The following is a 23,309-nucleotide window of genomic DNA, read 5'->3' as shown; positions in this document are numbered from 1 at the left end:
CCGGTACCCGCCCGCGCGCAGCAGCGGCCGCCACGCTCAGCAGGCTCAGAACGTGAGGACCCCCCGGGCCACCCGCCCGTGGTGGGCGTCGTCCACGGCCTTGGCGAAGTCCTCGACCGGGTAGACCTCCGTGACCAGCTCGTCCAGCAGCAGCTTGCCCTGCCGGTAGAGCTCCGCGTACAGCGCGATGTCCCGCTGCGGGCGCGAGGACCCGTACCGGCAGCCCATGATCGTCTTGTCCAGGTACATGGACGAGACCTGGAAGGCCGCCTCCTCCTTGAAGCCGGGCACGCCGAGCAGCACCGCCTGCCCGTGCCGGTCCAGCAGGTCGATCGCCTGCCGGATCAGCTTGACGTTGCCCACGCACTCGAAGGCGTGGTCGGCGCCCGTGGGCAGGATCTCCTTCACGGCCGCCGTGGAGTCCGCCACCGCCGAGGCGTCGATGAAGTGCGTGGCGCCGAACTGCCGGGCCACCGCCTCCTTCGCCGGGTTCGCGTCGATCGCCACGATGGTGGTGGCGCCCGCGATCCGCGCGCCCTGGAGCACGTTGAGCCCGATGCCGCCGGTGCCGATGACGACCACGCTCTCGCCCCGGTCCACCTTCGCCCGGTTCAGCACGGCGCCCACGCCCGTCAGGACCCCGCAGCCGATCAGGGCGGCCGAGGTAAGCGGGATGTCCTGGGGGATCTTCACCGCCTGCACGGCCTTGACGATCGTCCGCTCCGCGAAGGCCGAGTTGGACGCGAACTGGAAGAGCGGCTTGCCGCCCCGCGAGAACGGCTGCCCCGGCATCCCGATCGCCTTGCGGCACATGGTGGGCCGGCCGCGGTCGCAGTCGGCGCACGCCCCGCAGTTGGCGAGCGTGGACAGCGAGACGTGGTCGCCGGGCGCCACGTGCGTGACCCCGGAACCGACCGCCTCCACCACGCCCGCACCCTCGTGCCCTAGCACCACCGGCGGCGGGAACGGGATCGTCCCGTCGATCACCGACAGATCGCTGTGGCACAGTCCGGCCGCCGCTATCGCGACCAGCACCTCCCCCGGCCCCGGGTCCCGGATCTCCAGATCGTCGACCACCTGGGCCTGCTTGCCGTCGAATACGACGCCTCTCACCTGGACTCCTTAGGCAGGCCGAGCACGCGCTCGGCGATGATGTTGCGCTGGATCTCGTCCGAGCCGCCGTAGATGGTGTCGGCGCGGGTGAACAGGAACAGCCGCTGCTCCTCGTCGAGTCCGAGTTCGTACGGGGTCCCCTGCGACCAGTGCCCCGGCCCGGCCGTGGCCACCGCTCCCCGGACCTCCACCGCCAGCTCCCCGAGCCGCCGGTGCCAGCCGCCCCACAGCAGTTTGGCCACGCTGGGCGCACCCGGGTCGGCGCCCGCCGCGCCCAGCGTCCGCAGGGCGTTCCACCGCATCGTGCGCAGCTCGGCCCACTGCCGTACGAGGCGTTCGCGCAGGACCGGGTCGCCCGCGCCGATGTCCACGTAGGCCCGGACCACCCGCTCCAACTCGGCCGCGAAGCCGATCTGCTGGACGAGCGTGGAGACCCCGCGCTCCAGCGCGAGCAGTCCCATGGCCACGGACCAGCCGTTGCCCTCCCCGCCGACCACCTCGGCGGCGACGGCCCCGTCGAAGAACACCTCGTTGAACTCCGAGGTCCCCGACATCTGCCGGATCGGCCGCACGTCGACCCGGCCCGGCTGGTCCATGCGGACCAGGAGGAAGGACAGCCCGCAGTGCCGCGCGGACCCGGCCTCGGTGCGTGCCAGGACGAAGCACCAGTCGGCGTCCTGGGCGAGCGAGGTCCAGATCTTCTGCCCGGTGACGCGGTACAGCCCGTCTGCCGCGTCCGCCACCGCCGTCGTACGGATTCCCGCGAGGTCGGAGCCTGCGCCCGGCTCGGAGTACCCCTGGCACCACAGCTCCTCGCCGCGGGCGATGCCGGGGAGGAAGCGGGCCCGCTGCTCCGGGGAGCCGTAGGCGATCAGGGTCGGTGCGAGGAGGTTCTCCCCGATGTGGCCGACCCGGGCCGGGGCGCGCGCAGCCGCGTACTCCTCGGCCCACACGACCTGCCCGGTGAGGGAGAGCCGCCGGTTGCCGTAGGCGTCGCCCTCCTGCGTCTCCCAGCCCTGGCCGATCCAGCCCGCCCGCCCCAGCTCCCGCTCCCAGGAACGCCTGACCTCGACCCCCTCGTGCTCACTGCCGGGCCCACCGAGGCCGACGGCCTCCTCGTACGGTCCCGTGAGGTGCTCCGCCAGCCACTCCCGGGCCTGGCTGCGCAGCTCCTCGTCCTCCTCGTCGAAGGCGAAGTCCATGGTCAGTGCCCCCTCGGGTCCTGTCCGGCCGCTGCGGCCGGTCTGTAGCGCCGTGGCACGCTCGCGCGCCCGTCCACCCTGAACGCCCGTCCAGCGCCTACGCGTTGGGGCGGTCCTTGGCGGCCGCCGCCTTGGCCATGGCTTCGAGCTGGGCGAGCATCGGCATCGGGTCGGTGCCGACGGTCCCGGGCAGGAAGTCGGCGATCTTCTCGGGGGTCCAGGAGCCCTCGGCGTAGCCGGCGCGCAGTTCGCGGGGCTGGGCCCAGACGGCGATCTTCGGACCGGCGATCGTGTAGACCTGCCCGGTGATCTTCTCGCCGCCGACGGCCACGGCCTTGTCGGAGAGCAGGTAGGTCACGAGCGCCGCCACGTCCTCGGGCTCGCCGATCTCCTTGAGCTCCATCGGCACGTTGGCCGACATGCGGGTGCGCGCGACGGGTGCGACGGCGTTGGCGGTGACCCCGTACTTGGCCAGGCCCAGCGCGGCGGAGCGGACGAGCGAGATGATCCCGCCCTTGGCCGCGCTGTAGTTGGCCTGGGCCACGGAGCCCTGGTGGTTTCCGCTGGTGAAGCCGATGAGCGTGCCGGTGCCCTGGCGGCGCATGACGGCGGAGGCCGCGCGGAAGACGGTGAACGTGCCCTTGAGGTGAGTGGCGACCACCGGGTCCCACTCCTCCTCGGACATGTTGAACAGCATCCGCTCGCGCAGGATGCCGGCGACGCAGACGACCCCGTCGATGCGTCCGTACTGGGCGAGCGCGGTGTCGACGATGCGCTGCCCGCCCGCCATCGTCGAGATGTCGTCGGCGACGGCGACGGCCTCCCCGCCGGCGGCGACGATCTCCTTCACCACCGCTTCGGCGATCTCGCTGGTGGGCTCGTTGCCCTCCATCCCCACGCCGTAGTCGTTGACGACGACCCTGGCACCCTCGGCGGCCGCGGCGAGTGCCACGGCCCGTCCGATGCCCCGGCCGGCGCCTGTGACGGCGACGACTTTGCCTGCCAAGAAGTTCCCCACGTCCGGCCCCTTCCCGCGTTTTCTGACGGTCCGTTAGATTCTATGGGCAGTCGGATGCGCGAGCACAAGCCCCAGTTCGCCACAGCAGTTCATTTCGCTTCGAGGAGCTGATGAGATCCATGGCCATGCCCGCCGAGTTCCACGACATCGCCAAGCGCGTCAACAACTGGGGCCGGTGGGGCGCCGAAGACGAGATCGGCACACTCAACCTCATCACCGACGAGGTGGTCCGCGCGGCGGCGGCCGAGATCCGCACCGGGCGCCGCATCCCCCTGGCGCTCCCCCTCAAGGAGGACGGGGTGCAGTCCGGCATGATCCCCGGCCGGATCAACCCGCTGCACACGATGGTGCAGATCAACCAGGAACTCTTCGGCCCGGGCACGGTGGCGTGCAGCGACGACGCGGTGACCTTCGGGCTCCAGGCCGGCACGCACTGGGACGCGCTCACGCACGTCTCCCACTCGGGGAAGATCTACAACGGCCGCCCGGCCGGCACCATCACGGCGCACGGGCGGGCCGAGTTCAGCGGCATCGACAAGGCCGGGCACATCGTCTCGCGCGGGGTCCTGCTGGACGTGGCCCGGGCCAAGGGCCTGGACCGGCTCCCCGGAGGCCACGCGGTCACCCCGGAGGACCTGGCCGAGGCGGAGGAGTTCGGCGGGGTCACCGTCCGCGCGGGCGACATCGTCCTGGTCCGCACCGGCCAGGTGCAGGTCTACCTGGCGGGCGACAAGCACGGCTACGGCTACCCGTCCCCCGGCCTGTCCGTCCGTACGCCCGAGTGGTTCCACGCCCGGGACGTGGCGGCCGTCGCGAACGACACCCTGACCTTCGAGATCTTCCCGCCGGAGATAGACAACCTGTGGCTGCCGGTGCACGCCCTGGACCTGGTCGAGATGGGCATGCACCAGGGCCAGAACTGGAACCTCGAAAAGTTGTCCACAGCCTGTGCGGAAGAATCCCGCTACTCCTTCCTCCTCTCGGCCATGCCGGAACCCTTCGTCGGCGCGGTCGGCACCCCGGTGGCCCCGGTCGCCATCCTCTGACCACCGAAAGGCGGTGGTTCCGGACCCGTCACGGGTCCGGAACCACCGCCTCGCACGCCTGCGGTCAGCCCTTGGCGCAGATCACGTCGTACGGACGGCCCACCGCCATGGTCAGCTGCATCGGCTCGGTGGTGCCGGACGGGCACTCGGCCTTCGTCTTGACCAGGCCGAGCACCTTGTACGCGCCCTGGCCGCCCGAGGCGCACGGGACTTCCCGGGCCTGGTCGGTCACACAGTCGCCCTGCACCAGCTGGCCGCCGCCGGCGCCCGCGTCACCGGGGTGCTCACCGGTCAGGTTGCGGCCGCAGACGGTGTTGGTGGGGATGCCGCCCGACTTGCTCGAACCGTAGGAGATGCTCACCTGGATCATCAGGTCGGTGCCGGGCGGGCACTGGATCGCGCCCGGCAGGATGCTGGCGTCCTTGATGTCGATCGCCTTGAAGGTGGCGCCGGACGCCGAGCACTTCTGCGGCCGGTAGCCGTCCGGCTTGTTGTCCGGGTCGGGACCGCCGCAGTCGCCCACCGCCCACGTGCTCGACGTGTCGGAGGAGGACTCCGGGTTCCCGGGGTCCTTGGACGGCTTGGCGGAAGCCGACGCGGCGGCGGATGCGGACGCGGAGGCCGAGGCCTTGGCGTCGCTCGTGTCGCCGTCCGCGCCGAGCCACCGGGAGGCTCCGTAGACGCCTGCGACGACCAGCACGAGGACGACGACGACGAGGAGGCCGGGGAGTCCGCCCCCGCGGCGCCTCGGGGCGGGCGGGGGCGTCACCTCGTACGGGTTTGCCATGTGCTCCTCCTGCGATGAGGGTGGACCTTCGGGGTGGGACGACGTCCCAGGAAACAGAGACACGTCATGGACACCTCATAGTTCCACGCGGACCACGACCACTCGGCCCGGGGCAGGCCGCACGCCAACGCTCAGTGGCAGGGCGGCGGTTCGTCCGCCAGGGGGCGGAAGGTGACCGCGAGGTCCGGGGCGTGGCGGACGAAGCGCGCCTCGACCGCCGAGACGAGCACCATCGTGCCCGCCGTGTACGGGTCCGCCCGGCGGCGCCCCGAAGGCTTCCCTGCATCGGTAGGAACGCCTTCCTACCGTGCGCTACGGTGTATGCATGACTGCACGCAAGCTGTCGATCTCAGTACCGCCGGAAGTCGAAGAGACCATCAAGGCGGCAGCGGCCGAGGAAGGCAAGCCGGTCTCCGCCTGGCTGGCCGAAGCCGCTGTCGAGAAGGCCCAGGTCGCAGCCCTGCGCGCCCAGGGCCGAGCAGCCGCGCGCGAGCTGGTTGCGGAGTACGAGAGCGAGCACGGAAAGCTGCCTGAGGAGTCGAGGCAGCGGGCCCGCCGGTTCCTCGTGGAAGCAGGTCTCCTGGACGACGAGTCGTGGCCGGCGGTCGGTTAGTGCGCACGATCGTCTACGACACGGGCGCGCTGCTGGCCGCCGAGCGCCGCAATCCGGACTTCCTCGCTCTGCACGACGAGCTGACCTCCGCGCACATCCGCCCCCTCGTCCCTGTCGTGGTCCTCGCCCAAGCCTGGCGCGGGGGCCCCCAGCACCAGATCTCCCGGGTGCTCAAAGGCTGCGACGTCCTTGCAGACGACCAGCGCACCGGCCGCGCCGCGGGCATCGCCTGCGGCGCCTCAGGCACCTCCGACGTCGTGGACGCGATCGTCGTTGTCACCGCCGTCCAGCACCAGGCCGCTGTGGTCACAAGCGACCCCGACGATCTAACCCATCTGGCCGACTCCCTCGGCGTCAGGCTTCGCCTCTTCGCCATCTGACCGGACCCGGCGCCACGATCCACGCCCGGGGTTCTGCGGGTGGCGGCGGCGCGCATGCACGCCCCGAGCGCGGCACGGCGGCCGCCACCCCACGACCCGCACTCGTCAAGGCAGGACTGACCCTTGGCGTCCCCTCGCGACGAATCGTTCAACACAAGAGTGATCACCAGTTGACGAACCGTCAACACCTCGTTAGAGGTACACGCGCGGTTCCCGGATCGCGCCCCGGATTTTCACCCCGTCCGGGGCCCCGTCCGCGAGCTTCCCCGCCGGCGTCTCCGCGGGCTCCTCCCCGATCCCCTCCGCGGCCTTCTCCTCGCGGTCGATCTCGCACCAGATCCGCTTGCCGGCGCCCTCGCGCTGCCAGCCCCAGCGGTCCGCCAGCCCGTCCACGAGTTCCAGCCCGCGGCCGCCCGTATCGTCGCCGGCGGCCTGCCGCGGGGACGGGGCCCGGTCGCTCGCGTCCGCGACCTCCACCCGAACCCCCGGCTCCCCGAAGAGCATGCGCAGCACGGCCGGACAGCCGGTGTGCACGACGGCGTTGGTGACCAGCTCGGAGATCAGCAGGATCAGGGTCTCGGCGAGCGGCTCGTCATCCCCTATGCCGCAGCCCGCGAGCCGGGAGCGGGCCCATCGGCGGGCCCGGCCGACCTCGGCGGGGTCGGGTCCTACCTCCAGCTGAACCTGAAGCACCTGCACCGCTCACACCATCCGAACCGGCGGACACTTCGCCTCGCGACAGGACGGGGTCACCGAGTGTGACCCCCTTGCGGAGCAGCATGGTTGACATACAGTCACCGCAACAAGCGCTTCGGGCATATTCCAGCGCGAAGGAGTAGGCGTGGTGCATACTGTGCGGCGCTCGCGCCGCTCAACCGCTCGCATTCCCGGGAGCGTACCGGAGCGGCCCCCCGCCTCCGGGCCGCAATGAGTCGGGCGAAGGACACAAACCGATATCAACTCTCTGTAATCGGACATGCGTCCCGCGCCGTCCCTCCCGTGCCCCTCCGTCACAGCGAGCGAGCACACGGCCGGGCACCTCCGTGGGCTCCGCCCGCTCCGCCCCCTCCGCCTACTCCGCCGCCGCCAGCAGATCCGCCGCCAGCGCCTCCTCCGCCTGCGCCGCCGTCCGCCACTGCTCCGCCCGCACCCACGCCCGCTTCAGGTGCAGGTGCACGTCCGCCTCCCAGGTGAAGCCCATCCCGCCGTGCACCTGCAGACAGTCCCGGGCATTGCGTACGGCCGCCTCGTCGGCCAGCAGCTTGGCTCCGGCCACCTCCGCCGGATCGGCCGTCACGGCGGCCGCGTAGACCGCCGTACGGGCCACCTCCGCCCGCACCAGCATCTGCGCGCACAGGTGCTTGACCGCCTGGAACGCCCCGATCGGCTGCCCGAACTGCTCGCGCTCCTTGGCGTACCGCACCGCCAGCTCCACCGTGCGCAGCGCGCTGCCGAGCTGCAGGGCCGCCGTCAGCAGCGCCCCCGCGTCCCGATAGGCACCGGCCGCAACCGGCTGCCCCGGCAGGGAGACCCGGACCAGCGGGGTCAGCGGGTCCGCGGAGCGCACCGGCTCCCCGGCGTAGTTCCAGCCGGCCGGATCCACCGGTTCCCCGTCCGTGCCGAGGACCGCGTCGGCCTCGCCGAGGTGAGCCACCAGCGGGCCTTCCATGTCGAAGGCCGTCACCACCGCCTCCCCCTCCGCGGCCCCCGCCACCAGCCCGGCGGCCAGGTGGGTGGCGACCAGCGGGCCGGGCAGCAGCGCCCGCCCGGCCTCCTCGAAGACCAGGACGGCTTCCGGGAGCCCGAGCCCGACCCCGCCCTCGTCCTCCGGGAGCCGCAGCGAGAAGAACCCGGCCTCGCCGAGCTCCCGCCACAGGGCCCGGTCCACGGACCGGCCCGTGGCGGCCGCCCCGTCCACCGAGGCGCGCAGCGCCTCGCGGTCGTAGCGGCCCGCCAGGAGGTCCCGTACGCCTGCCCGCAGGTCCCGCTGGTCCTGCGTCGGCTGGAAGTCCACGGAACGCTCACCTGCCCTTCGGAAGGCCGAGGATCCGCTCGGCCACGATGTTCTGCTGGATCTGCGAGGTGCCCGCCGCGATCGTGTACGAGAGCGAGGAGAGCCGGTCCAGGGTCCACTCCTCCTCCAGCGAGAGGGCCTCGGCCCCCAGCACCTCGGCGGCCGTGTCGTACAGCTCCTGGCGCGCGTGCGAGTACGCCAGCTTGAAGACGCTGCCGCCGATGCCCGGGACGCCGCCCGAGCGTTCGGACTCGCTGACGTTCCACTGGGTGAGCCGCCACAGGGCGCCGAACTCCCCGTACAGCCGGCCCAGCCGGCGCCGCAGCACCGGGTCGTCCCAGCGGCCGTTCGCCTTCGCGGTGCGCGCCAGTTCGCCCAGGGTGCGCCGGCAGGCGACGACCTCACCGACGAAGGCGGTGCCGCGCTCGAAGGACAGGGTCACCATCGTGACCCGCCAGCCGTCGTTCTCCGCGCCGACCCGGTTGGCGACCGGGACCCGCACCTCGTCGAGGAACATCTCCGCGAACTCCGTGGACCCGGCCAGGGTGCGCAGCGGCCGGATCGTCACCCCGGGCGCGTCCATCGGCATGGCCAGCCAGGAGATCCCCCGGTGCTTGGGGGCATCTCCGTCGGTGCGCACCAGCAGCTCGCACCAGTCGGACACCTCCGCGTGCGAGGTCCATATCTTCGAGCCGGTGATCACGTACTCGTCGCCGTCGCGGACCGCGCGGGTGCGCAGCGAGGCCAGGTCGGAGCCCGCGTCCGGCTCGCTGAAGCCCTGGCACCACATCTCGTCGCCGCGCAGGACGGGCGGCAGCCAGCGCGCCCGCTGCTCCGCGGTGCCCTCGGCGGCGATGGTCGGCCCGGCGTGCAGCAGCCCGACGAAGTTCGCGCCGACGTACGGGGCTCCCGCGCGCTCGGTCTCCTCCAGGTAGATCAGGTGCTGCGTGGGCGTGGCCCCGCGGCCACCGGCGTCCACCGGCCAGTGCAGTCCGGCGTACCCGGCGTCGTACAGCCGGCGCTGCCAGCCCGCGTCGTAGGCGCGGCGGCCCGGCCAGTCGTCGGGCGAGGGCCTGGGCGGCAGCCCGGGGAGCACGTGCGCGAGCCAGGCCCGCAGCCGGGCCCGGAACTCGCGCTCCTCCTCGGTATAGGTGAGATCCACTGCGCCTACCGCCCCGTCCGCCGGTCCTTGTCGAAGTCAAGTCCGAGCATACGGATGGCATTTCCGCGCATGAGCTTGTAGACGGTTTCTTCATCGAGACCCTTGACGTGGTCGAGGGCGACCTCCTTGGTGTGCGGGAAGGTCGAGTCCACGTGCGGGTAGTCGGTTTCGAAGGTGGCGTTGTCGCGGCCGACGACGTCCAGCGAGGCGATGCCGTGCTTGTCGCGGAAGAAGCAGCAGAACATCTGCCGGTAGTAGTAGGTGGATGGCGGCTCGGGGATCAAGTCCTTGACCCCGCCCCAGGCGCGGTGCTCCTGCCACACGTCGTCGGCGCGCTCCAGGGCGTACGGGATCCAGCCCATCTGGCCTTCGCTGTACGCCAGTTTCAGCGTGGGGAACTTGACGAGCACGCCGCTGAACAGGAAGTCCATCATCGAGGCCATGGCGTTGTTGAAGCTGAGTGCGGCCTGCACGGCGGGCGGGGCGTCGGGGGAGGCGGCGGGCATCTGGGAGCTGGACCCGATGTGCATGTTGACGACGGTGCCGGTCTCCTGGCAGACGGCGAAGAAGGGGTCCCAGTAGCCGGAGTGGATGGACGGCAGGCCGAGGTAGGTGGGGATCTCGGAGAAGGTCACGGCACGGACCCCGCGCGCGGCGTTGCGGCGGATCTCGGCGACGGCGAGGTCGATGTCCCAGAGCGGGATGATGCAGAGCGGGATGAGCCGGCCGCCGCTGTCCCCGCACCACTCCTCGACCATCCAGTCGTTGTACGCGCGCACGCAGGCCAGGGCGACCTCCTTGTCCTTCGCCTCGGCGAAGGTCTGTCCGCAGAAGCGCGGGAAGGTCGGGAAGCACAGGGAGGCCTCGACGTGGTTGAGGTCCATGTCGAGGAGGCGCGCCTTGGGGTCCCAGCAGCCGCGCCGCATCTCCTCGCGGGTGATGCCCTCCAGGGTCATCTCGTCCCGGTCGAAGCCGACGGCGGCGATGTTGCGCTTGTACGGGAACTTCAGGTCCTCGTAGATCCACCAGTCGGTCGGCGGCCCGTCGGGGTCCATGGTGATCACGTACTTGCCGCCGGTGTAGGCGAGCTCGCCGATGCCGGCGGTGAGCGCCTTGGGGCCGCGGTCGCGGTACTTGGCCGGCAGCCACACGTCGAAGAGGTGGGCCGGTTCGATGACGTGGTCGTCGACGCTGATGATCCGAGGCAGTTCCATGGTGTCCCCTCGCTGAATCCCGTTGGACCTGATCCGACATCCCGAATCTGATGGGGCGTCAGAAATCTGGAACCAAGCTAGCTCCCCACCCCTGGACCGACAAGCGTCCGCGCTCTACGCTCTGCGCTGGATCTGACTATCCGTCAGGTCATGTGGCGGCCAAGGGGAGGCGGGTCCGGGATGACGGACAACAGCACCGCAGTCGAACTCAGCCGGTCCCGCACGCTCTGGGACCTGATCACCCGCCGGGCCGCCATGACCCCCGACGCCCCCGTCCTCATCGAGGCCGCCGACGACCCGGCCGACGACCGCCGGCTGACCTTCGCGGAGCTGCGCGACCGCTCGGAGCAGGTCGCGGCCGGCCTGTACGGCATGGGCGTGCGCCCCGGCACGGTGGTCGCCTGGCAGCTCCCCACCCGCATCGAGACCGTGCTGCTCTCGGTCGCCCTCGCCCGCATCGGCGCCGTCCAGACCCCCGTCATCCCCTTCTACCGGGACCGCGAGGTCGGCTTCGCCCTGCGCGAGTCGAAGGCGGAGTTCTTCGCCGTACCCGGCACCTGGCGCGGCTTCGACCACACCGCGATGGCCCACCGCCTCGGCGCGCACGGCGTCTTCGAGGCCTACGCCTCCCTCCCGACCGGTGACCCCGCGGTGCTCCCCCCGCCCCCCGAGGAGGGCGTCGCGGTCCGGTGGATCTACTGGACCTCGGGCACCACCTCGGACCCCAAGGGGGTCCTGCACACGGACCGCTCCCTCATCGCGGGCGGCTCCTGCCTGGCCCACGCGCTGCACCTGTCACCGGACGACGTCGGCTCGATGGCCTTCCCCTTCGCCCACATCGCCGGCCCCGACTACACGGTGATGCTCCTGCTCTACGGGTTCCCGGCGGTCCTCTTCGAGAAGTTCGCGATGCCCGACGCCCTGGACGGCTACCGCCGCCACGGGGTCACGGTCGCCGGCGGCTCCACGGCCTTCTACTCCATGTTCCTCGCCGAGCAGCGCAAGGACCCGTCCGCCAAGCTCATCCCCACCCTGCGCCTCCTCGCGGGCGGCGGCGCCCCGAAGCCCCCGGAGATCTACCACGCGGTCGTCCGTGAACTGGGCTGCCAGCTCACCCACGGCTACGGCATGACCGAGGTCCCCATGATCACGATGGGGGCCCCGGACGACACCGCGGAGAACCTCGCCACCACGGAGGGCCGGCCCCCGCAGGGCATGTCCATCCGCATCACCACCCCGGAAGGCGCGCTCCTCCCCCCGGACACCGACGGGGAGGTCCGCCTGCGCGGGGAGGCGGTGTGCCAGGGGTACCTGAACAGGGATCAGAACACCGGCGTGTTCGACGCCGACGGCTATCTGATCACCGGCGACCTCGGCCACCTCACGAAGGACGGCTACCTGGTCCTGACCGGCCGCAGCAAGGACGTCATCATCCGCAAGGGCGAGAACATCTCGGCGAAGGAGATCGAGGACCTGCTCCACCGGCTCCCCGCCGTGGCCGACGTCGCCGTCATCGGCCTGCCGGACCCGGAACGCGGCGAACGCGTCTGCGCGGTCGTCGAACAGCCCCCGGGCGCGGCTCCCCTGACCCTGGCCGAGGTGACCTCGTACCTCCGCACGGAGGGCCTCTCCACGCACAAGCTCCCGGAACAACTGGAACTGGTGGACGCCCTCCCCCGCAACGACGCCCTGCGCAAGGTCCTCAAGTACAAACTCCGCGAACGCTTCGCGTAGCCCGCCTCGTCGGTCACCCGGCCGGAAGGGAAGCCGGCCGGGCCACGTCACTCTTCCGACCGGTCGGACGGGTCAGGGCCGGTAGTACCGCTCGCACTTGAGCGGGTTCGCGTTGGCGTCGTCCAGACAGACGATGACGTACGCGGCCCCACCGGGCACATCCGCATTGAGCAGGGTCTTGATCGGATACGTCACGTCGCACTTGGTACTGGTGCTCTTGACGTCGAGCTGGCTGTGAGAAGCGCTGTACGCGCCGAACCACGCCCTGCGGCAGCCGACGGCCCGGAGCGTTCCCTCGACCCCGACCGACCGGTTGTACCAAGTCAAGGTGCCGCGGACGTAACTGGCCCCGTAGGTCACGTCGAACGGGGTGGTCGGGTATGCGGTGGTCTGAGCGCTGGCGGCTGGAGCGCCCAGCAGGGCGCCCGCGGTCAGTACGGCGGACCCGACGACGGACCCGACGGCAGCGAGATGAGTCTTCATGCGATCTCCAGGGTGGGCTGGGACGAGCCGGTTGCGCTTCACATCGTGGGCGGGGCCGCCCCGTGCGGCCCAGCTCTTAAGTCACGGCTTAAAGGGGGGCCCGGACGGCGGGCGCGGGCCCTCACGGTTGGGTCAGGGCGCCGGTCCGCAGCAGGGCCGACCCGAGCGGGGTGATGAGGTGCAGCACGGACCCGCCGCGCCGGCTCGTGGTGATGAGGCCCGTGTTCCGCAGCACGGTCGCGTGCTGACTGGCCGCCGCGGCCGTGACGTGGAGGCGGCGGGCCAGTTCGCTCGTCGTACAGCCTTCCGCTGTCACCTGCAGGGCGGCAGCTCGCGTGCGGCCGAGCAGGGACTCCAGGCTCCGCATGGCGGAGCCGTCCACTTCTGCCGGTCCGGTACCGGTCAGCGGGCGGCGGAGGGCCGGCACGGTCAGTCGGGGTGGCTGGGCGGCATCGAGCGGGTCCCACAGAAAGCTCACCGGGCGCTTCGAGAACACCGTGGGCGTGATGATCAGTCCCCGTCCCTGGAGACGCACCTCGACCCGGCGCGGGTAGGGAGCTTCGAGCACCGGCGGGCGCCAGCGGACCAGTGGCGCGCAGATCGAACGCAGCAGCAGATCGATACCTCCCTCCAACACCAGGTTCGCGCAACGGGTGGACAGCGCGACCAGTTCGGACCGCCCTCGATCCCAATAGGGCTCCACGGTCAGCCGATGGCAGGCGCGCACGGCCTCGGCGAGCTCCCGTCGCGCCCCGCGGTCGCCCTCGGACACCCGTCGGGCCCATGGCAGGTGACCGGGGTGGAAGTCGAGCCCCTCGAACTCGCGTCGCAGCCGGGACACCGGGGCGTGCAGCAGGTTGTCCACGGCGTGGTCCAAAGAAGTCACGTCGCCCATCAGGGCCAGCAGGTCAAGCCCGGGACCGCGCACCGGAACCAGGGACGTCAGGGGCCTCGTGTCGGCCCCCATCCGGCCCGCGACCGCTGACCGCCACGTGCCGAAGTGAGGAAGGTCCCGCTTCTCCCGCAGGAGCTCCAAGCTGTAGTAGACCTCCGCTGCGACGCCAATCGTCGGAGCCACCCGTGTCCGGGCGAGGTCCTCCGCCGTGAAGTGAATGCGTAACACCGCCACGCCTCCTGCCACCGGAGCCCGCGCGCCCGATCCTCATCCCCGCTGCCCGTCTCACCGGAGTTCAACCGGCATCACCGAGCTTTGACGCGATGGACGTTCGTATCGGCCGGTTTTGAAGACCTGGCGTTCGGAAACGTGGCGGGATGACGGGCGGACACCGTGGCATCCAAGGAGCGCGCGCCCTTCGAACCAAGCCTGCATCACGCATAGTTGGCACCCGTGGCCACGGCTGGCATATGTCGGAAAGGGTGCGCTACGGTCCCGGATCAATACGAACTGACCACAAAGTCAGGTGACCCCGGCGGTGCGCCAACACCCCGGGGCCCGACACAAGAGACCGGACTGTCTCCGATGCGGATCCACCTTAGCCCCCGCAAGCGCGCTTTCACCGTCCTCGGCAACGAAGTCCTCCGGGACCGGCGCCTCAGCTTCACCGCGCGGGGCATCCTGTGCTATCTGCTCTCCCTCCCCGACGGCTCCCGCGAGGACGTCCGTACGCTCGCCGACCAGCACCCCGGGGTGGGGCGACGGGGAGTCTCCAAGGCGGTCGACGAGCTGGTGCGGTACGGGTACTACGCGCGCCGCACCGTGCGTGACCCGCTGACCGGGTACGTCCACACGCAGACCTTCGTGTCCGACACCCCGCACACGGAGGACTGGCCGCAGCCGCCCGGAGCGACCCCGGAGGAGGATCAGCCATTCACCCCTGAGAGCGATCCGGTCCCGGACCCGGGAACCGGTGAGGGGAGTACCGGAACGGCGGGAGCGTCCCCCCAGGGGACAAAGACTTCGGGGGAAGAACCCTCCCTCCCCGAAGCGCCCGGAACGCCGGGCAGCGCCCGTGGTGCCGCGCTGCTCGCACGTATCACCGCGTACGAACCGCGGCTCAAACTCGGCGTCACCGAGACGCTCGCGCTCGCCCCGCTCGCCCAACGGTGGCTGGAGCACGGCGTGTCCGAGCTGGAGGCCCGTTCGCTGCTGACCGACGGGCTGCCGCGGTTCGTCTACTCAGCCCGCGCCCTGCTGGCCGACCGCCTCGTCCGCAAGCTCCCCGCGAAGCGGGTCGCCAGGGACCCGGCAGCCCCCGCGGCACCGCCCGCCGAATGCGGCGTATGCCGCGATCCGCTGCCCGCCCCGGACGCCTCCTGCGGCACGTGCGCGGAGGCCCGTACGGCTCCTCGTGGCGGGCTGCCGTCTCCCGAGCGGGTGGCCTCCCTGGCCGACATCGCCCGCCGCGCCCTGCGCGGCATGCCGGCGCTCACGGCCTAGTTGGGCATCTGCCGGAGCTTGGTTACACCGGGGTCTGGGTCTTCTGCTCGAGGCGTTCCCCGGCCCGCCCACCCTGCACCAGTCCCTCCTGGACCACCCCCAGCGCGACCACCACGACCTCTCCGCCCTGCGCCTGGTCGTCACCGGCGCCGCGGTCGTCCCCCTCCAGCTCGTGGAGCGGCTCCGCGGCGACCCGGCGGAGATCATCGCGTCGACCTCGGGCCGGGCCATCCCCGGGACCGAGGTCAGGATCGCGGACCCGGAGGGCGCGGCCCTGGCCGCCGGCCGGGCCGGGGAGGCGTGGGTGCGCGGCCACAACGTCATGCGCGGCCACTTCGAGGACCCGGCCGAAACCGCCGGGAACCTGCGCATCACCGACCGGATCAAGGACATGTTCATCGTCGGCGGCTTCAACGCCTACCCCGCCGAGATCGAGCAACTCCTCGGCCTGCACCCCGACATCGCCGACATCGCCGTGGTCGGCATCCCCGACCCGCGCCTGGGCGAGGTCGGCAAGGCGTACGCGGTCCGCCGCCCCGGCGCGGTGGAGTTCGTCACCGAACTCCCGCGCAACGCGAGCGGCAAGGTCCTCAAACGAGAGCTGCGCGAAGCGAAGTAGGCCGTAAGAGGGAAGCGTCGGCAATGCTTGCCGCAGACGGCAGCCGATGACGCGTCCATCCGATAGATACCCGGTCGTGATCATCGGCTACTGCAGGACAACGACCGCCCGCTGCCGATCCGCCGGCGGGACCGTACTTCCGACAAGGGCTGAAGGGGGGAGCCCGTGTCGTCGAGACGCCTTCTCCGAGTGAACCGCAGTGTGATGCGTGCCCTACGCGGCTGGCCGCGCGCCCTGCTCCTCACCCTCGCCGTGACGCTCACCGTGGCCGCACCCGCGGGCGGGGCGGCCGCCGAGCCGCGTCCCAGCGCCCCGCCCACGGCGAGCAGCCCGTCGCTCGCGGACGGCGAGGGGAAGCCGTCGCGGGTCAAGATGAAGCGGCGCGTGGACGTACGGGCCCTGCCGCGGCCGAAGCGCACGGCCGAGACCCAGGTACAGCCGTACCTCGCCCCACCGAAGCGGACGGCGCCCGTGGGACCTCGGCGGCAGTCGAGCCTGCCGGTCACCGCGGCGGCCCTCACCCCGAAGGCCCCGACGGCCGGAGTGTCCCCGAAGGCGGTGCCGTCCACGGCCGTCATCCAGCGGCTGAAGACCTTCCCCACACTCGGGGACGTGGACAACACCGTTCCGTCCGACACCCAGCTCGCGGTCGGCCCCACCCACATCGTCCAGTTCGTGAACCGCTCGGGCCAGGTCTACGACAAGGCCGGCAACGCCGTCGGCACCCCATTCGACCTGGGTGCCTTCTTCGGCTTCGCGGCGAACACGGGCGGCGATCCGCGGGTGCACTACGACGCGGGGTCCGGCCGCTTCTTCGCCGCGTACGAGGGCCTTCTGACCGGCGGTGACGAGGTCGACGTCGCGGTCAGCGACACCTCCGACCCCCGCGGGAACTGGTCCGTCTACATCGCCGGCAGCAACACCTCGAACGTCCAGCACGACCGGCCGACGCTCGGCTACACCAACGACAAGGTCACGCTGACCTGGAACAACTTCGACCTCGTCGCACCCGGCAAGCCGTTCCTGGGCGAACAGACCGTGGTCGTCAACAAGGCGGACCTCCTGGCCGGTGCCGCCTCGGTCAGCCTCGCGACGTTCGCACAGGACAACACCAAGGCCGACGTCGTCCCGGCCACCTCCCTGTCGGCGATCAATGACCAGCTCGCGATGGAACACGCCGGCACCGACGTCGTGGTGACCACGATCACCGGCGTTCCCGGCGTCAGCGCGGTCAACCAGACCGAGAACACCATCGCCATCGGAGCAGCCGCCGAACCGCCGATGGCGGTCCAGCCGACGGGGGGTGACGCCACCATCAACACCAACGACAGCCGGATGCTGTCGGTCGCCTGGCAGAACAACCACCTGTGGGGCCTCTTCAACGTCGGCTGCACCCCCATCGGCGACACCGCGGTCCACTCCTGCCAGCGCTTCGTCCAGATCGCGACCGGCGGGGGCCAGAGCCTGGCCACCAACCTCGATCTCGGCCTCGTGGGAGGAGACCTCTACTACGGCTCGCTGACCCTGAACGACGAGGACGACCTGTTCGCGGGCTTCAGCGCGTCCTCGTCCACCATGTTCCCCACCGCGGTCGCGATCGGAGTGCCGGGCGGCAACTTCCCGGCGACGACGTTCGGCGACTTCTACGCCGCGGGCACCCAGGCCTACACGTGCAACTGCGGCACCCGGGTGCGCTGGGGCGACTACTCGGGCACCGCCCGTGACCCCAGCAACCCCAAGGACGTCTGGACGGTCCAGCAGATCGGCGGCCTCGCGGGCGGCAGCTGGGGCACCGCGATGGACCGCGTCACGCTGTCCCCGCCGACCGTCACGAGCGTCACCCCGAACCACGGGCCCGAACTGGCCCAGTGCGTGAACACGGTGACGGTGCGGGGCACGGAGTTCCCGACCAGCGGCGCCACCGTCAAGTTCGGCTCCGTAGCCGCCACGAGCGTGAACGTCACCGGACCGGAGGAACTGACGGCGCAGGTGCCCCCGCAGGCACGGGGCACGGTGGACGTCACCGTGACCACGCCGAACGGCACCAGCCCGATCACCAACGCCGACAAGTTCACGTACGACGCGGACACGTCCGCGCCGACCGCCTCCGCGAGCGTCTCGCCGTCGCCGAACGGCGCCGGCTGGAACAACAGCAGCCCGGCGACCGTCGACATCAGCGCCGGTGACGGGACCTGCGGCTCCGGCATCCAGAAGATCACCTACAGCGCGGCCGGCGCCCAACCGATCGCATCCACCGACGTGTCCGGCGCGAGCGCCGCCGTGCCGGTCACGACGGACGGCGTGACGACGGTGACCTTCACCGCCACCGACAACGCCGGCAACACGTCCGCGCCGCAGACGATCACCGTGCGCCTCGACACCGCGGCGCCGACGATCACCATCGTGCGCCCGACGGCCGGCACCTACCTGCTCAATGAGTCGGTCACGGCGTCCTACTCATGCGCGGACGCCACCTCCGGTGTGGCGAGCTGCGTCGGTACGGTCCCGAACGGCAGCCCGGTCGACACCTCGACGTTCGGCTCGCACACCTTCACGGTGAACGCCACGGACGTCGCCGCCAACCCGGCCACCAAGAGCGTCACGTACACCGTGGCGTACCGGATCTGCCTGCTCTACGACCCGAGCCGGCCGATCCGCGGCGGGAACAGCACGGCCCCGATCAGACTCCGGATCTGCGACGTCAACGGCGCCAACCTGTCCAGCCCCGGCATCACCCTCACACCCACCCAGGTCGTCGGCCCCACCACCAGGCCGTTCACGACCCCGTTCCGGTACGACGCCGGTCTGCGCGGCTACATCGTCAACCTCCCCACCAGGGGGCTGGCGGACGGCAGCTACAACCTGCAGTTCACCATCAGCGGAGCGGACACCACGACACACGTGGCACCCTTCATCCTGCGCTGAGCCGTATCGGCCCGCACCGGCCCGGACCCGACCTCGGGTCCGGGCCGGTGCGCGTGGCCGCCTAGTACTCCAGCAGTACTTCGTGGCTTGACCTGGGGAAACGCCTAGCGGTGGGCCCCTCCGTCGTCGCCTCGGCAGCCGACTTCTGAGCTCAGAGCCCGCCGTGAGAGCGCACGGGACCCGGCGTGCTGTCGCCGGGCCCGCGCCGCAGGCCTCACGCGTCCGGCGCGGCCACCCCGCAGTAGCCGGCGAAGGCCGCCAGGATCTCGTCCTCGGTGATGCGCCCGTCGCCGTCCGCGTCCAGCGCCGTCGCGACCGGGCCCGCCAGTTCCTCCGGCGTGCCCAGCACGCGCAGCACGCGCGCCGTCGCCCCCGGGGTCGCACCGAGGCCGTCCGCATCCGCCGCCGCGATCACCGCCCGCAGGAACGGCCGCGCGATCTCCGCGAACCGGTGCGGGTTGTCCCGCAGCCGCTTCGCCGCGCCCGTGACGAACTCCTCGCGGGACACCCGCTGGTCCCCGTCCACGTCCGCGATGCCGGCCATGCCCTGCCAGAAGGCCTCCGCGCCGGCGAAGACGGCCTGGCCCTTGTCGGACCGGGCCGCCACGGCGAATTCGGCCAGGACCGCCTTGGCCGCCGTACTGAAGTCCTCCCGGTCGATGTACCCGGAGCCGTCCTGGTCGAAGGTGGCGAAGCGGGCGGCGATCTTGCGCTCGTATTCTGCGCTGTCCATATTCGGCGTTCCGCCTTCACGTGTGCGGTGGGGTGCAGTTCAAGACAGGACAGGAGCGTAAGGCCTACGTGGCCTGCGCGTTAAGCGAAGCGGTCAAGGAGGTGGCCGCATCGAACCAGCGCACGAGGAGCGCGATGGGGCGCGTACGCCTGTACCCATCGTTTTTCCCAACAGCGGGCTCCGGGCAGCACGTCCGCGTTCACGCCGTGCGACGTCCCTATCACGCAGGGCGCACTTCCGGGACGAGGTTCTGGCAAAACGGGCACACACCGCTGGATGCCCACTACATTCGAGTGGTCGACACACGGCTGCGAAACCGGGAATCCCGGCTGGGGGCACGATGCCGAAGGACGCACCACCGCGCTGGGACCGCCGCATGCAACAACGCCTGGCCCGCGGCGAGGCCGCCGCGCTCGGCGAGCTGTACGACCGCTTCGCCTCGCTCGTGCACAGCCTCGCCCACCGGGTCCTCGGCGACGAGAAGGCCGCCGACCGCGTCACCCGCGAGGTCTTCGGCTACATCTGGGAGAACCCGGACGCCTACGACCCCAAGCAGGGCTCCATGCGCTCCTGGGTCGCCCGCATCACCCAGGGGCAGGCAGTCGCCCGCCTGCGCCAGGTCGAACTGGGCAACGGCTCCCGCGAGGAACTGGAACAGAAGGTGCGCACCGCCAACGCGGCGGCCCGCGCCGACTTCATCGTCACGTCGATGCCCGCACCCCTGCGGGCCGCGCTCGAACTCGCCTACTTCAAGCGCCGCGACTACCGCCAGGCCGCCGCCGACCTGCAGATCAGCGAGGACGAGGCCCGGCGCCGGCTGCGCCTGGGCCTGCAACTCCTGTCCACGGCCAACGCCGTCCCGCGCGACGACACGGTCCCGCCGGGATACGGCCCCTCCGGATATGGAACCACCCGATGACGATGCCTCCGAGCCCCTTCGGCGAAGAAGACGGCGAAGAGTACGAGCGGCACGAACCGCCCCCGCGCTCCGGCGGCCCGGCGCGCATACCGGGCCCGCGCGGGGCGGCCGACGACCTCGACCTCGCGCGGCCGGGGTACGCGCCGTCCGCGGAAGGGCCCCTGGACCCCGACGGGCAGGAGGACCCCGACGGGCCGGACGACCTCGTGGACCTCGATGCCCTGGACGACTCGGAGTACATGAAGTACCCCGAGATCTCCGCCCACCCCGCCGCACCGGCGCCCGCCGACCCGGAGCCCGAGCCCGCTCCCGTCCCGGCCGCGCCCCCGCCCACCCACGCCGTACTGAAGTCCCTGCTCGGCGCATGGGCCCTGGCGGCGTGCTCCGCGGAGGAGACCCAGGCCGTCGAGGACCACCTCACCGAATGCGCACGCTGCGCCGAGGAGGCGCTGCGGCTGCGCGACGCCGTGGGACTGCTGCACCCGGAGGAGAGCCTCGACCTGAAGCCGCTGCTCCGCTCGCGCGTGCTGGAGGACTGCCTCGGCAAGCGCCCGGCCCGCATCCCGGTCCCGGTGTGGGCGACCCCGTACGACACCGAGACGGCCCGGCTCGACGCGCTGCTGCGGGACTTCGGGGACTCGGAGTGGCACACCCCGGTCCGGCTGAAGTGGTTCGAGGAGGAACGCCGCCAGTCGCGCCGGACCACGGTGGCCGGGGTCATCGGGCACCTGCTGGCGGTGGACGGCCTCGTGGCGGCCGCGCTGGGCCTGGACGACCCGCTGGGCCGCGACGCGTCCGCGGATACCCCGGCCGAGCGCACGGAACGGTTCTGGGAGGACTCCCCGTACCCGACCACCCGCCGGGTCCGCGAGCCGTGGCGGGAGCAGGGCCACACCCTGGTCCGCACGGTGTCCTTCGCGGGCCGCGGCGTGGCCGAGCTGGACGTGGACTACGGCGCCTTCGCCCTGCCCCTCGGGGACGCCTTCCTGGAGCGGGCCTTCGAGTGCTGGGTCCACGCCGTGGACATCGCGGAGGCGGTGGACTACCCGTACGGGCCGCCGTCCGCACCCCACCTGAACCGGATGATCGACCTGGCCGCCCGGCTCCTGCCGGCGGCCCTGGCCTGGCGCCGGCGGGCGGGACTGGCGGCGCCGCCGCGCGGGCTGGTCGCGGCGGGGGCGCCGGGCCGGACCCTGCACCTGGAGATCGAGGGTGCGGGAGGCGGCGGCTGGGACATCGCCCTGGACTCCCCCGCGGCGAAGCCCTCGCCGGACCACACGGTGGCCCGGATCGCCCTGGACGGCACCGAATTCTGCCAGCTCGCCGCGGGCCACATCTCCCCCGAGGATGCCGCGCTCGGCCAGAACGGCGACCGCGAAGCCATCCGCGACGTCCTCTTCGCGGCAGCGTCCCTGAGCCGGATGTAGGGCCCGGGCCCTACCGGCCGGGGCCGTCCGAGGCCGGCCGGAGGGCTACGTGAAGACGACCGTCCGGGTCCCGTTCAGCAGGACCCGGTGCTCGCTGTGCCACTTCACGGCCCGCGCCAGCGCCTGGCACTCCACGTCACGCCCGATCGCCACCAGCTGGTCGGGGGTGACCTCGTGCCCCACCCGCTCGACCTCCTGCTCGATGATCGGGCCCTCGTCCAGGTCCGCCGTCACGTAGTGCGCGGTCGCACCGATCAGCTTCACGCCCCGGGCGTGCGCCTGGTGGTACGGCTTCGCGCCCTTGAAGCTCGGCAGGAACGAGTGGTGGATGTTGATGATCCGCCCGCTCAGCTCCTTGCAGAGGGTGTCCGACAGCACCTGCATGTAGCGGGCGAGGACCACGAGGTCGACGTCCTCGGCCCGCACCAGCTCCAGCAGCTGCGCCTCCGCCGCCGCCTTCGTGTCCTTCGTCACCGGGATGTGCACGAACGGAACCCCGTACGAGCCGACCAGTTCCTCGAAGTCGGTGTGGTTCGACACCACCGCCGCGATGTCCACCGGCAGCGCGCCGATGCGGTGGCGGAAGAGCAGGTCGTTGAGGCAGTGCCCGAACTTCGACACCATCAGCACGATCCGCATGCGCTCGTCGGAGCGGTGGATCTGCCAGTCCATCCGGAAGGTGTCGCCGATCGCGGCGAAGCTGGCCCGCAGCTTCTCCACGGTCACCGGAGCGTCGGCGGCGAAGTGGACCCGCATGAAGAACAGGCCGGTGTCGCGGTCGCCGAACTGCTGGCTGTCCTCGATGTTGCACCCGGTCATGAACAGATAGCTGGACACGGCGTGCACGATGCCCTGCTTGTCCGGGCATGAGAGGGTCAGTACGTACTGCTGCGTGGCCTGGGGCTGCGGGTCGTCGCTCATGACCCCACAGCCTTCCACATCACACCGCGCGCGTGAGGATCCTCAGGACGTCCAGTGAGCGCGGACGCGCGTCCGGGTCGTCCCCGTCCGCCGTCGCCAGCCGTACGTGGGCTTCGCGCGCGGCCCGTACCGCCTCCGGCCAGGCGTGGTGCTCCAGGTAGCCGGAGACCGGGGCGTCGGGGCCTATCTGGTGCATGATCCGCAGCACCCGCAGCACGGCGAGGTCGACCAGGGCCGCTTCCTGCGAGTCGCGGAAGATCGTGCCGACGTACTTCTCCGCGGACCAGCTGTCGAGCCAGGTGTCCTCGACGAGCCGGTACACGGCGTCGGTGACGTCCCCGTACCCTTCGGCGCCGGCCAGCCAGGTGTCCTCTTGGAACGCGGGGTCGGAGAGCATGTGCAGCGCCGAGCGCACGTTGCTGCGCCAGCGCCACCACGGCATGTCGTTGAGGGGCATGCCGCCCATGGTGGAGGAGCGGCCGCCGCGGCGGGAAGAGTTCTTCGAACCTTGGGCGAATGTCACGCTTTCGATCGTACGTTCCCGTTCGACGTGATCTTCAGGCGCCTGCGGCCGGGGGCCCGGACCCGCCCGGCGCTCACT

At 71.5% G+C, this 23,309-nt stretch carries 21 protein-coding genes and 1 pseudogene; 9 read left to right on the top strand and 13 right to left on the bottom strand.

Features of this window, described 5'->3' with window-relative positions:
* Positions 1-45 precede the first annotated feature (45 nt).
* The 3 genes from ACE1OC_RS23365 to ACE1OC_RS23355 form a co-directional block, all read right to left on the bottom strand.
* On the bottom strand, positions 46-1,113 hold the full coding sequence (locus ACE1OC_RS23365; RefSeq protein WP_407838638.1) for a Zn-dependent alcohol dehydrogenase: 1,068 nt from the start codon (positions 1,111-1,113) through the stop codon (positions 46-48).
* A complete protein-coding gene (locus ACE1OC_RS23360) occupies positions 1,110-2,315 on the bottom strand; it encodes an acyl-CoA dehydrogenase family protein (protein WP_407838637.1) in 1,206 nt (401 codons plus the stop codon). Before ACE1OC_RS23360 ends, ACE1OC_RS23365 begins: the two co-directional genes overlap by 4 nt.
* A 97-nt stretch (positions 2,316-2,412) precedes the next feature.
* Complete coding sequence (locus ACE1OC_RS23355; protein WP_250742728.1) at positions 2,413-3,333, bottom strand: SDR family NAD(P)-dependent oxidoreductase; 921 nt, start codon at positions 3,331-3,333, stop codon at positions 2,413-2,415.
* A 119-nt stretch (positions 3,334-3,452) separates the two neighbouring features.
* Here ACE1OC_RS23355 and ACE1OC_RS23350 point away from each other — a divergent pair, with 119 nt between their 5' ends.
* Positions 3,453-4,379, top strand: a complete 927-nt coding sequence (locus ACE1OC_RS23350) for a cyclase family protein (protein WP_407841655.1) — start codon at positions 3,453-3,455, stop codon at positions 4,377-4,379.
* Between the two features lie 64 nt (positions 4,380-4,443).
* On the opposite strand, the gene ACE1OC_RS23345 is transcribed toward ACE1OC_RS23350, so the two are convergent.
* Positions 4,444-5,166 (bottom strand): hypothetical protein, encoded by a 723-nt coding sequence (locus ACE1OC_RS23345; RefSeq protein WP_407838636.1) that lies wholly within the window; start codon positions 5,164-5,166, stop codon positions 4,444-4,446.
* A 325-nt stretch (positions 5,167-5,491) separates the two neighbouring features.
* On the opposite strand from ACE1OC_RS23345, the gene ACE1OC_RS23340 reads away from it, so the two are divergent.
* Together ACE1OC_RS23340 and ACE1OC_RS23335 are read left to right on the top strand one after the other, a co-directional pair.
* Positions 5,492-5,779, top strand: coding sequence for a DUF1778 domain-containing protein (locus ACE1OC_RS23340; protein ID WP_407838635.1), 288 nt, complete (start codon positions 5,492-5,494; stop codon positions 5,777-5,779).
* Positions 5,779-6,159 (top strand): hypothetical protein, encoded by a 381-nt coding sequence (locus ACE1OC_RS23335; RefSeq protein ID WP_407838634.1) that lies wholly within the window; start codon positions 5,779-5,781, stop codon positions 6,157-6,159. Before ACE1OC_RS23340 ends, ACE1OC_RS23335 begins: the two co-directional genes overlap by 1 nt.
* 192 nt (positions 6,160-6,351) lie before the next feature.
* Here the strand turns inward: ACE1OC_RS23335 and ACE1OC_RS23330 are convergent, their stop codons facing one another.
* The 4 genes from ACE1OC_RS23330 to ACE1OC_RS23315 all read right to left on the bottom strand — a co-directional run bounded on the left by ACE1OC_RS23330 (position 6,352) and on the right by ACE1OC_RS23315 (position 10,549).
* Positions 6,352-6,858: an ATP-binding protein gene (locus tag ACE1OC_RS23330; protein ID WP_407838633.1), complete on the bottom strand. Its 507-nt coding sequence runs from the start codon at positions 6,856-6,858 to the stop codon at positions 6,352-6,354.
* 373 nt (positions 6,859-7,231) lie between these two features.
* Positions 7,232-8,173 (bottom strand): acyl-CoA dehydrogenase family protein, encoded by a 942-nt coding sequence (locus tag ACE1OC_RS23325; RefSeq protein ID WP_407838632.1) that lies wholly within the window; start codon positions 8,171-8,173, stop codon positions 7,232-7,234.
* A 7-nt stretch (positions 8,174-8,180) separates the two neighbouring features.
* Positions 8,181-9,335: an acyl-CoA dehydrogenase gene (locus ACE1OC_RS23320; RefSeq protein WP_407838631.1), complete on the bottom strand. Its 1,155-nt coding sequence runs from the start codon at positions 9,333-9,335 to the stop codon at positions 8,181-8,183.
* A 5-nt stretch (positions 9,336-9,340) separates the two neighbouring features.
* Positions 9,341-10,549, bottom strand: coding sequence for an amidohydrolase family protein (locus tag ACE1OC_RS23315; RefSeq protein ID WP_250742735.1), 1,209 nt, complete (start codon positions 10,547-10,549; stop codon positions 9,341-9,343).
* A 180-nt stretch (positions 10,550-10,729) separates the two neighbouring features.
* Between ACE1OC_RS23315 and ACE1OC_RS23310 the strand changes: the two genes are divergently transcribed.
* Entirely contained in the window at positions 10,730-12,283 is a 1,554-nt protein-coding gene (locus tag ACE1OC_RS23310) for an AMP-binding protein (protein WP_407838630.1), read from the top strand.
* Between the two features lie 72 nt (positions 12,284-12,355).
* Here the strand turns inward: ACE1OC_RS23310 and ACE1OC_RS23305 are convergent, their stop codons facing one another.
* Positions 12,356-12,766 carry a hypothetical protein gene (locus ACE1OC_RS23305; protein ID WP_407838629.1) on the bottom strand — a complete coding sequence of 137 codons (411 nt, stop codon included), beginning with the start codon at positions 12,764-12,766 and terminating at the stop codon, positions 12,356-12,358.
* Between the two features lie 121 nt (positions 12,767-12,887).
* Complete coding sequence (locus ACE1OC_RS23300; RefSeq protein ID WP_407838628.1) at positions 12,888-13,889, bottom strand: ArsR/SmtB family transcription factor; 1,002 nt, start codon at positions 13,887-13,889, stop codon at positions 12,888-12,890.
* Between the two features lie 357 nt (positions 13,890-14,246).
* Between ACE1OC_RS23300 and ACE1OC_RS23295 the strand changes: the two genes are divergently transcribed.
* The 3 genes and pseudogenes from ACE1OC_RS23295 (at position 14,247) to ACE1OC_RS23285 (ending at position 18,708) form a co-directional block, all read left to right on the top strand.
* Positions 14,247-15,164 carry a helix-turn-helix domain-containing protein gene (locus tag ACE1OC_RS23295; RefSeq protein WP_407838627.1) on the top strand — a complete coding sequence of 306 codons (918 nt, stop codon included), beginning with the start codon at positions 14,247-14,249 and terminating at the stop codon, positions 15,162-15,164.
* Positions 15,165-15,210: 46 nt separating this feature from the next.
* Positions 15,211-15,783: pseudogene (locus ACE1OC_RS23290) on the top strand (AMP-binding protein); the annotation flags it as partial.
* 204 nt (positions 15,784-15,987) lie between these two features.
* Positions 15,988-18,708 carry an IPT/TIG domain-containing protein gene (locus ACE1OC_RS23285; protein WP_407838626.1) on the top strand — a complete coding sequence of 907 codons (2,721 nt, stop codon included), beginning with the start codon at positions 15,988-15,990 and terminating at the stop codon, positions 18,706-18,708.
* Positions 18,709-18,922: 214 nt separating this feature from the next.
* Here the strand turns inward: ACE1OC_RS23285 and ACE1OC_RS23280 are convergent, their stop codons facing one another.
* The gene (locus tag ACE1OC_RS23280) at positions 18,923-19,441 is read right to left on the bottom strand and encodes an EF-hand domain-containing protein (RefSeq protein ID WP_407838625.1); all 519 of its coding nucleotides are present in this window, start codon (positions 19,439-19,441) and stop codon (positions 18,923-18,925) included.
* Positions 19,442-19,781: 340 nt separating this feature from the next.
* On the opposite strand from ACE1OC_RS23280, the gene ACE1OC_RS23275 reads away from it, so the two are divergent.
* Positions 19,782-20,360 carry a sigma factor gene (locus ACE1OC_RS23275; protein ID WP_407838624.1) on the top strand — a complete coding sequence of 193 codons (579 nt, stop codon included), beginning with the start codon at positions 19,782-19,784 and terminating at the stop codon, positions 20,358-20,360.
* A 2-nt stretch (positions 20,361-20,362) separates the two neighbouring features.
* Complete coding sequence (locus tag ACE1OC_RS23270; RefSeq protein WP_407841654.1) at positions 20,363-21,787, top strand: zf-HC2 domain-containing protein; 1,425 nt, start codon at positions 20,363-20,365, stop codon at positions 21,785-21,787.
* Positions 21,788-21,832: 45 nt separating this feature from the next.
* Here the strand turns inward: ACE1OC_RS23270 and purU are convergent, their stop codons facing one another.
* Together purU and ACE1OC_RS23260 are read right to left on the bottom strand one after the other, a co-directional pair.
* A complete protein-coding gene (gene purU / locus ACE1OC_RS23265; RefSeq protein ID WP_250742740.1) occupies positions 21,833-22,708 on the bottom strand; it encodes a formyltetrahydrofolate deformylase in 876 nt (291 codons plus the stop codon).
* Between the two features lie 19 nt (positions 22,709-22,727).
* Positions 22,728-23,174, bottom strand: coding sequence for an SCO4402 family protein (locus tag ACE1OC_RS23260; protein WP_254387724.1), 447 nt, complete (start codon positions 23,172-23,174; stop codon positions 22,728-22,730).
* Positions 23,175-23,309: the final 135 nt, after the last annotated feature.

Source organism: Streptomyces stoeckheimensis (assembly GCF_045822005.1).
In the GTDB taxonomy this organism is placed as follows: Bacteria; Actinomycetota; Actinomycetes; order Streptomycetales; family Streptomycetaceae; genus Streptomyces; species Streptomyces stoeckheimensis.
The sequence above is the reverse complement of the archived record's forward strand: the minus strand, read 5'-3'. Positions and strand labels throughout refer to the sequence as shown.

Excerpts from the sequence above, each read along its gene's own strand:
- ACE1OC_RS23295 (WP_407838627.1), top strand. The coding sequence starts at position 14,247 with ATGCGGATCCACCTTAGCCCCCGCAAGCGCGCTTTCACCGTCCTCGGC.
- ACE1OC_RS23305 (WP_407838629.1), bottom strand. The coding sequence starts at position 12,766 with ATGAAGACTCATCTCGCTGCCGTCGGGTCCGTCGTCGGGTCCGCCGTA.
- ACE1OC_RS23270 (WP_407841654.1), top strand. The coding sequence starts at position 20,363 with ATGCCTCCGAGCCCCTTCGGCGAAGAAGACGGCGAAGAGTACGAGCGG.
- ACE1OC_RS23260 (WP_254387724.1), bottom strand. The coding sequence starts at position 23,174 with ATGGGCGGCATGCCCCTCAACGACATGCCGTGGTGGCGCTGGCGCAGC.
- ACE1OC_RS23310 (WP_407838630.1), top strand. The coding sequence starts at position 10,730 with ATGACGGACAACAGCACCGCAGTCGAACTCAGCCGGTCCCGCACGCTC.
- ACE1OC_RS23345 (WP_407838636.1), bottom strand. The coding sequence starts at position 5,166 with ATGGCAAACCCGTACGAGGTGACGCCCCCGCCCGCCCCGAGGCGCCGC.
- ACE1OC_RS23315 (WP_250742735.1), bottom strand. The coding sequence starts at position 10,549 with ATGGAACTGCCTCGGATCATCAGCGTCGACGACCACGTCATCGAACCG.
- ACE1OC_RS23275 (WP_407838624.1), top strand. The coding sequence starts at position 19,782 with ATGCCGAAGGACGCACCACCGCGCTGGGACCGCCGCATGCAACAACGC.
- purU (WP_250742740.1), bottom strand. The coding sequence starts at position 22,708 with ATGAGCGACGACCCGCAGCCCCAGGCCACGCAGCAGTACGTACTGACC.
- ACE1OC_RS23340 (WP_407838635.1), top strand. The coding sequence starts at position 5,492 with ATGACTGCACGCAAGCTGTCGATCTCAGTACCGCCGGAAGTCGAAGAG.
- ACE1OC_RS23360 (WP_407838637.1), bottom strand. The coding sequence starts at position 2,315 with ATGGACTTCGCCTTCGACGAGGAGGACGAGGAGCTGCGCAGCCAGGCC.
- ACE1OC_RS23350 (WP_407841655.1), top strand. The coding sequence starts at position 3,453 with ATGGCCATGCCCGCCGAGTTCCACGACATCGCCAAGCGCGTCAACAAC.
- ACE1OC_RS23285 (WP_407838626.1), top strand. The coding sequence starts at position 15,988 with ATGCGTGCCCTACGCGGCTGGCCGCGCGCCCTGCTCCTCACCCTCGCC.
- ACE1OC_RS23280 (WP_407838625.1), bottom strand. The coding sequence starts at position 19,441 with ATGGACAGCGCAGAATACGAGCGCAAGATCGCCGCCCGCTTCGCCACC.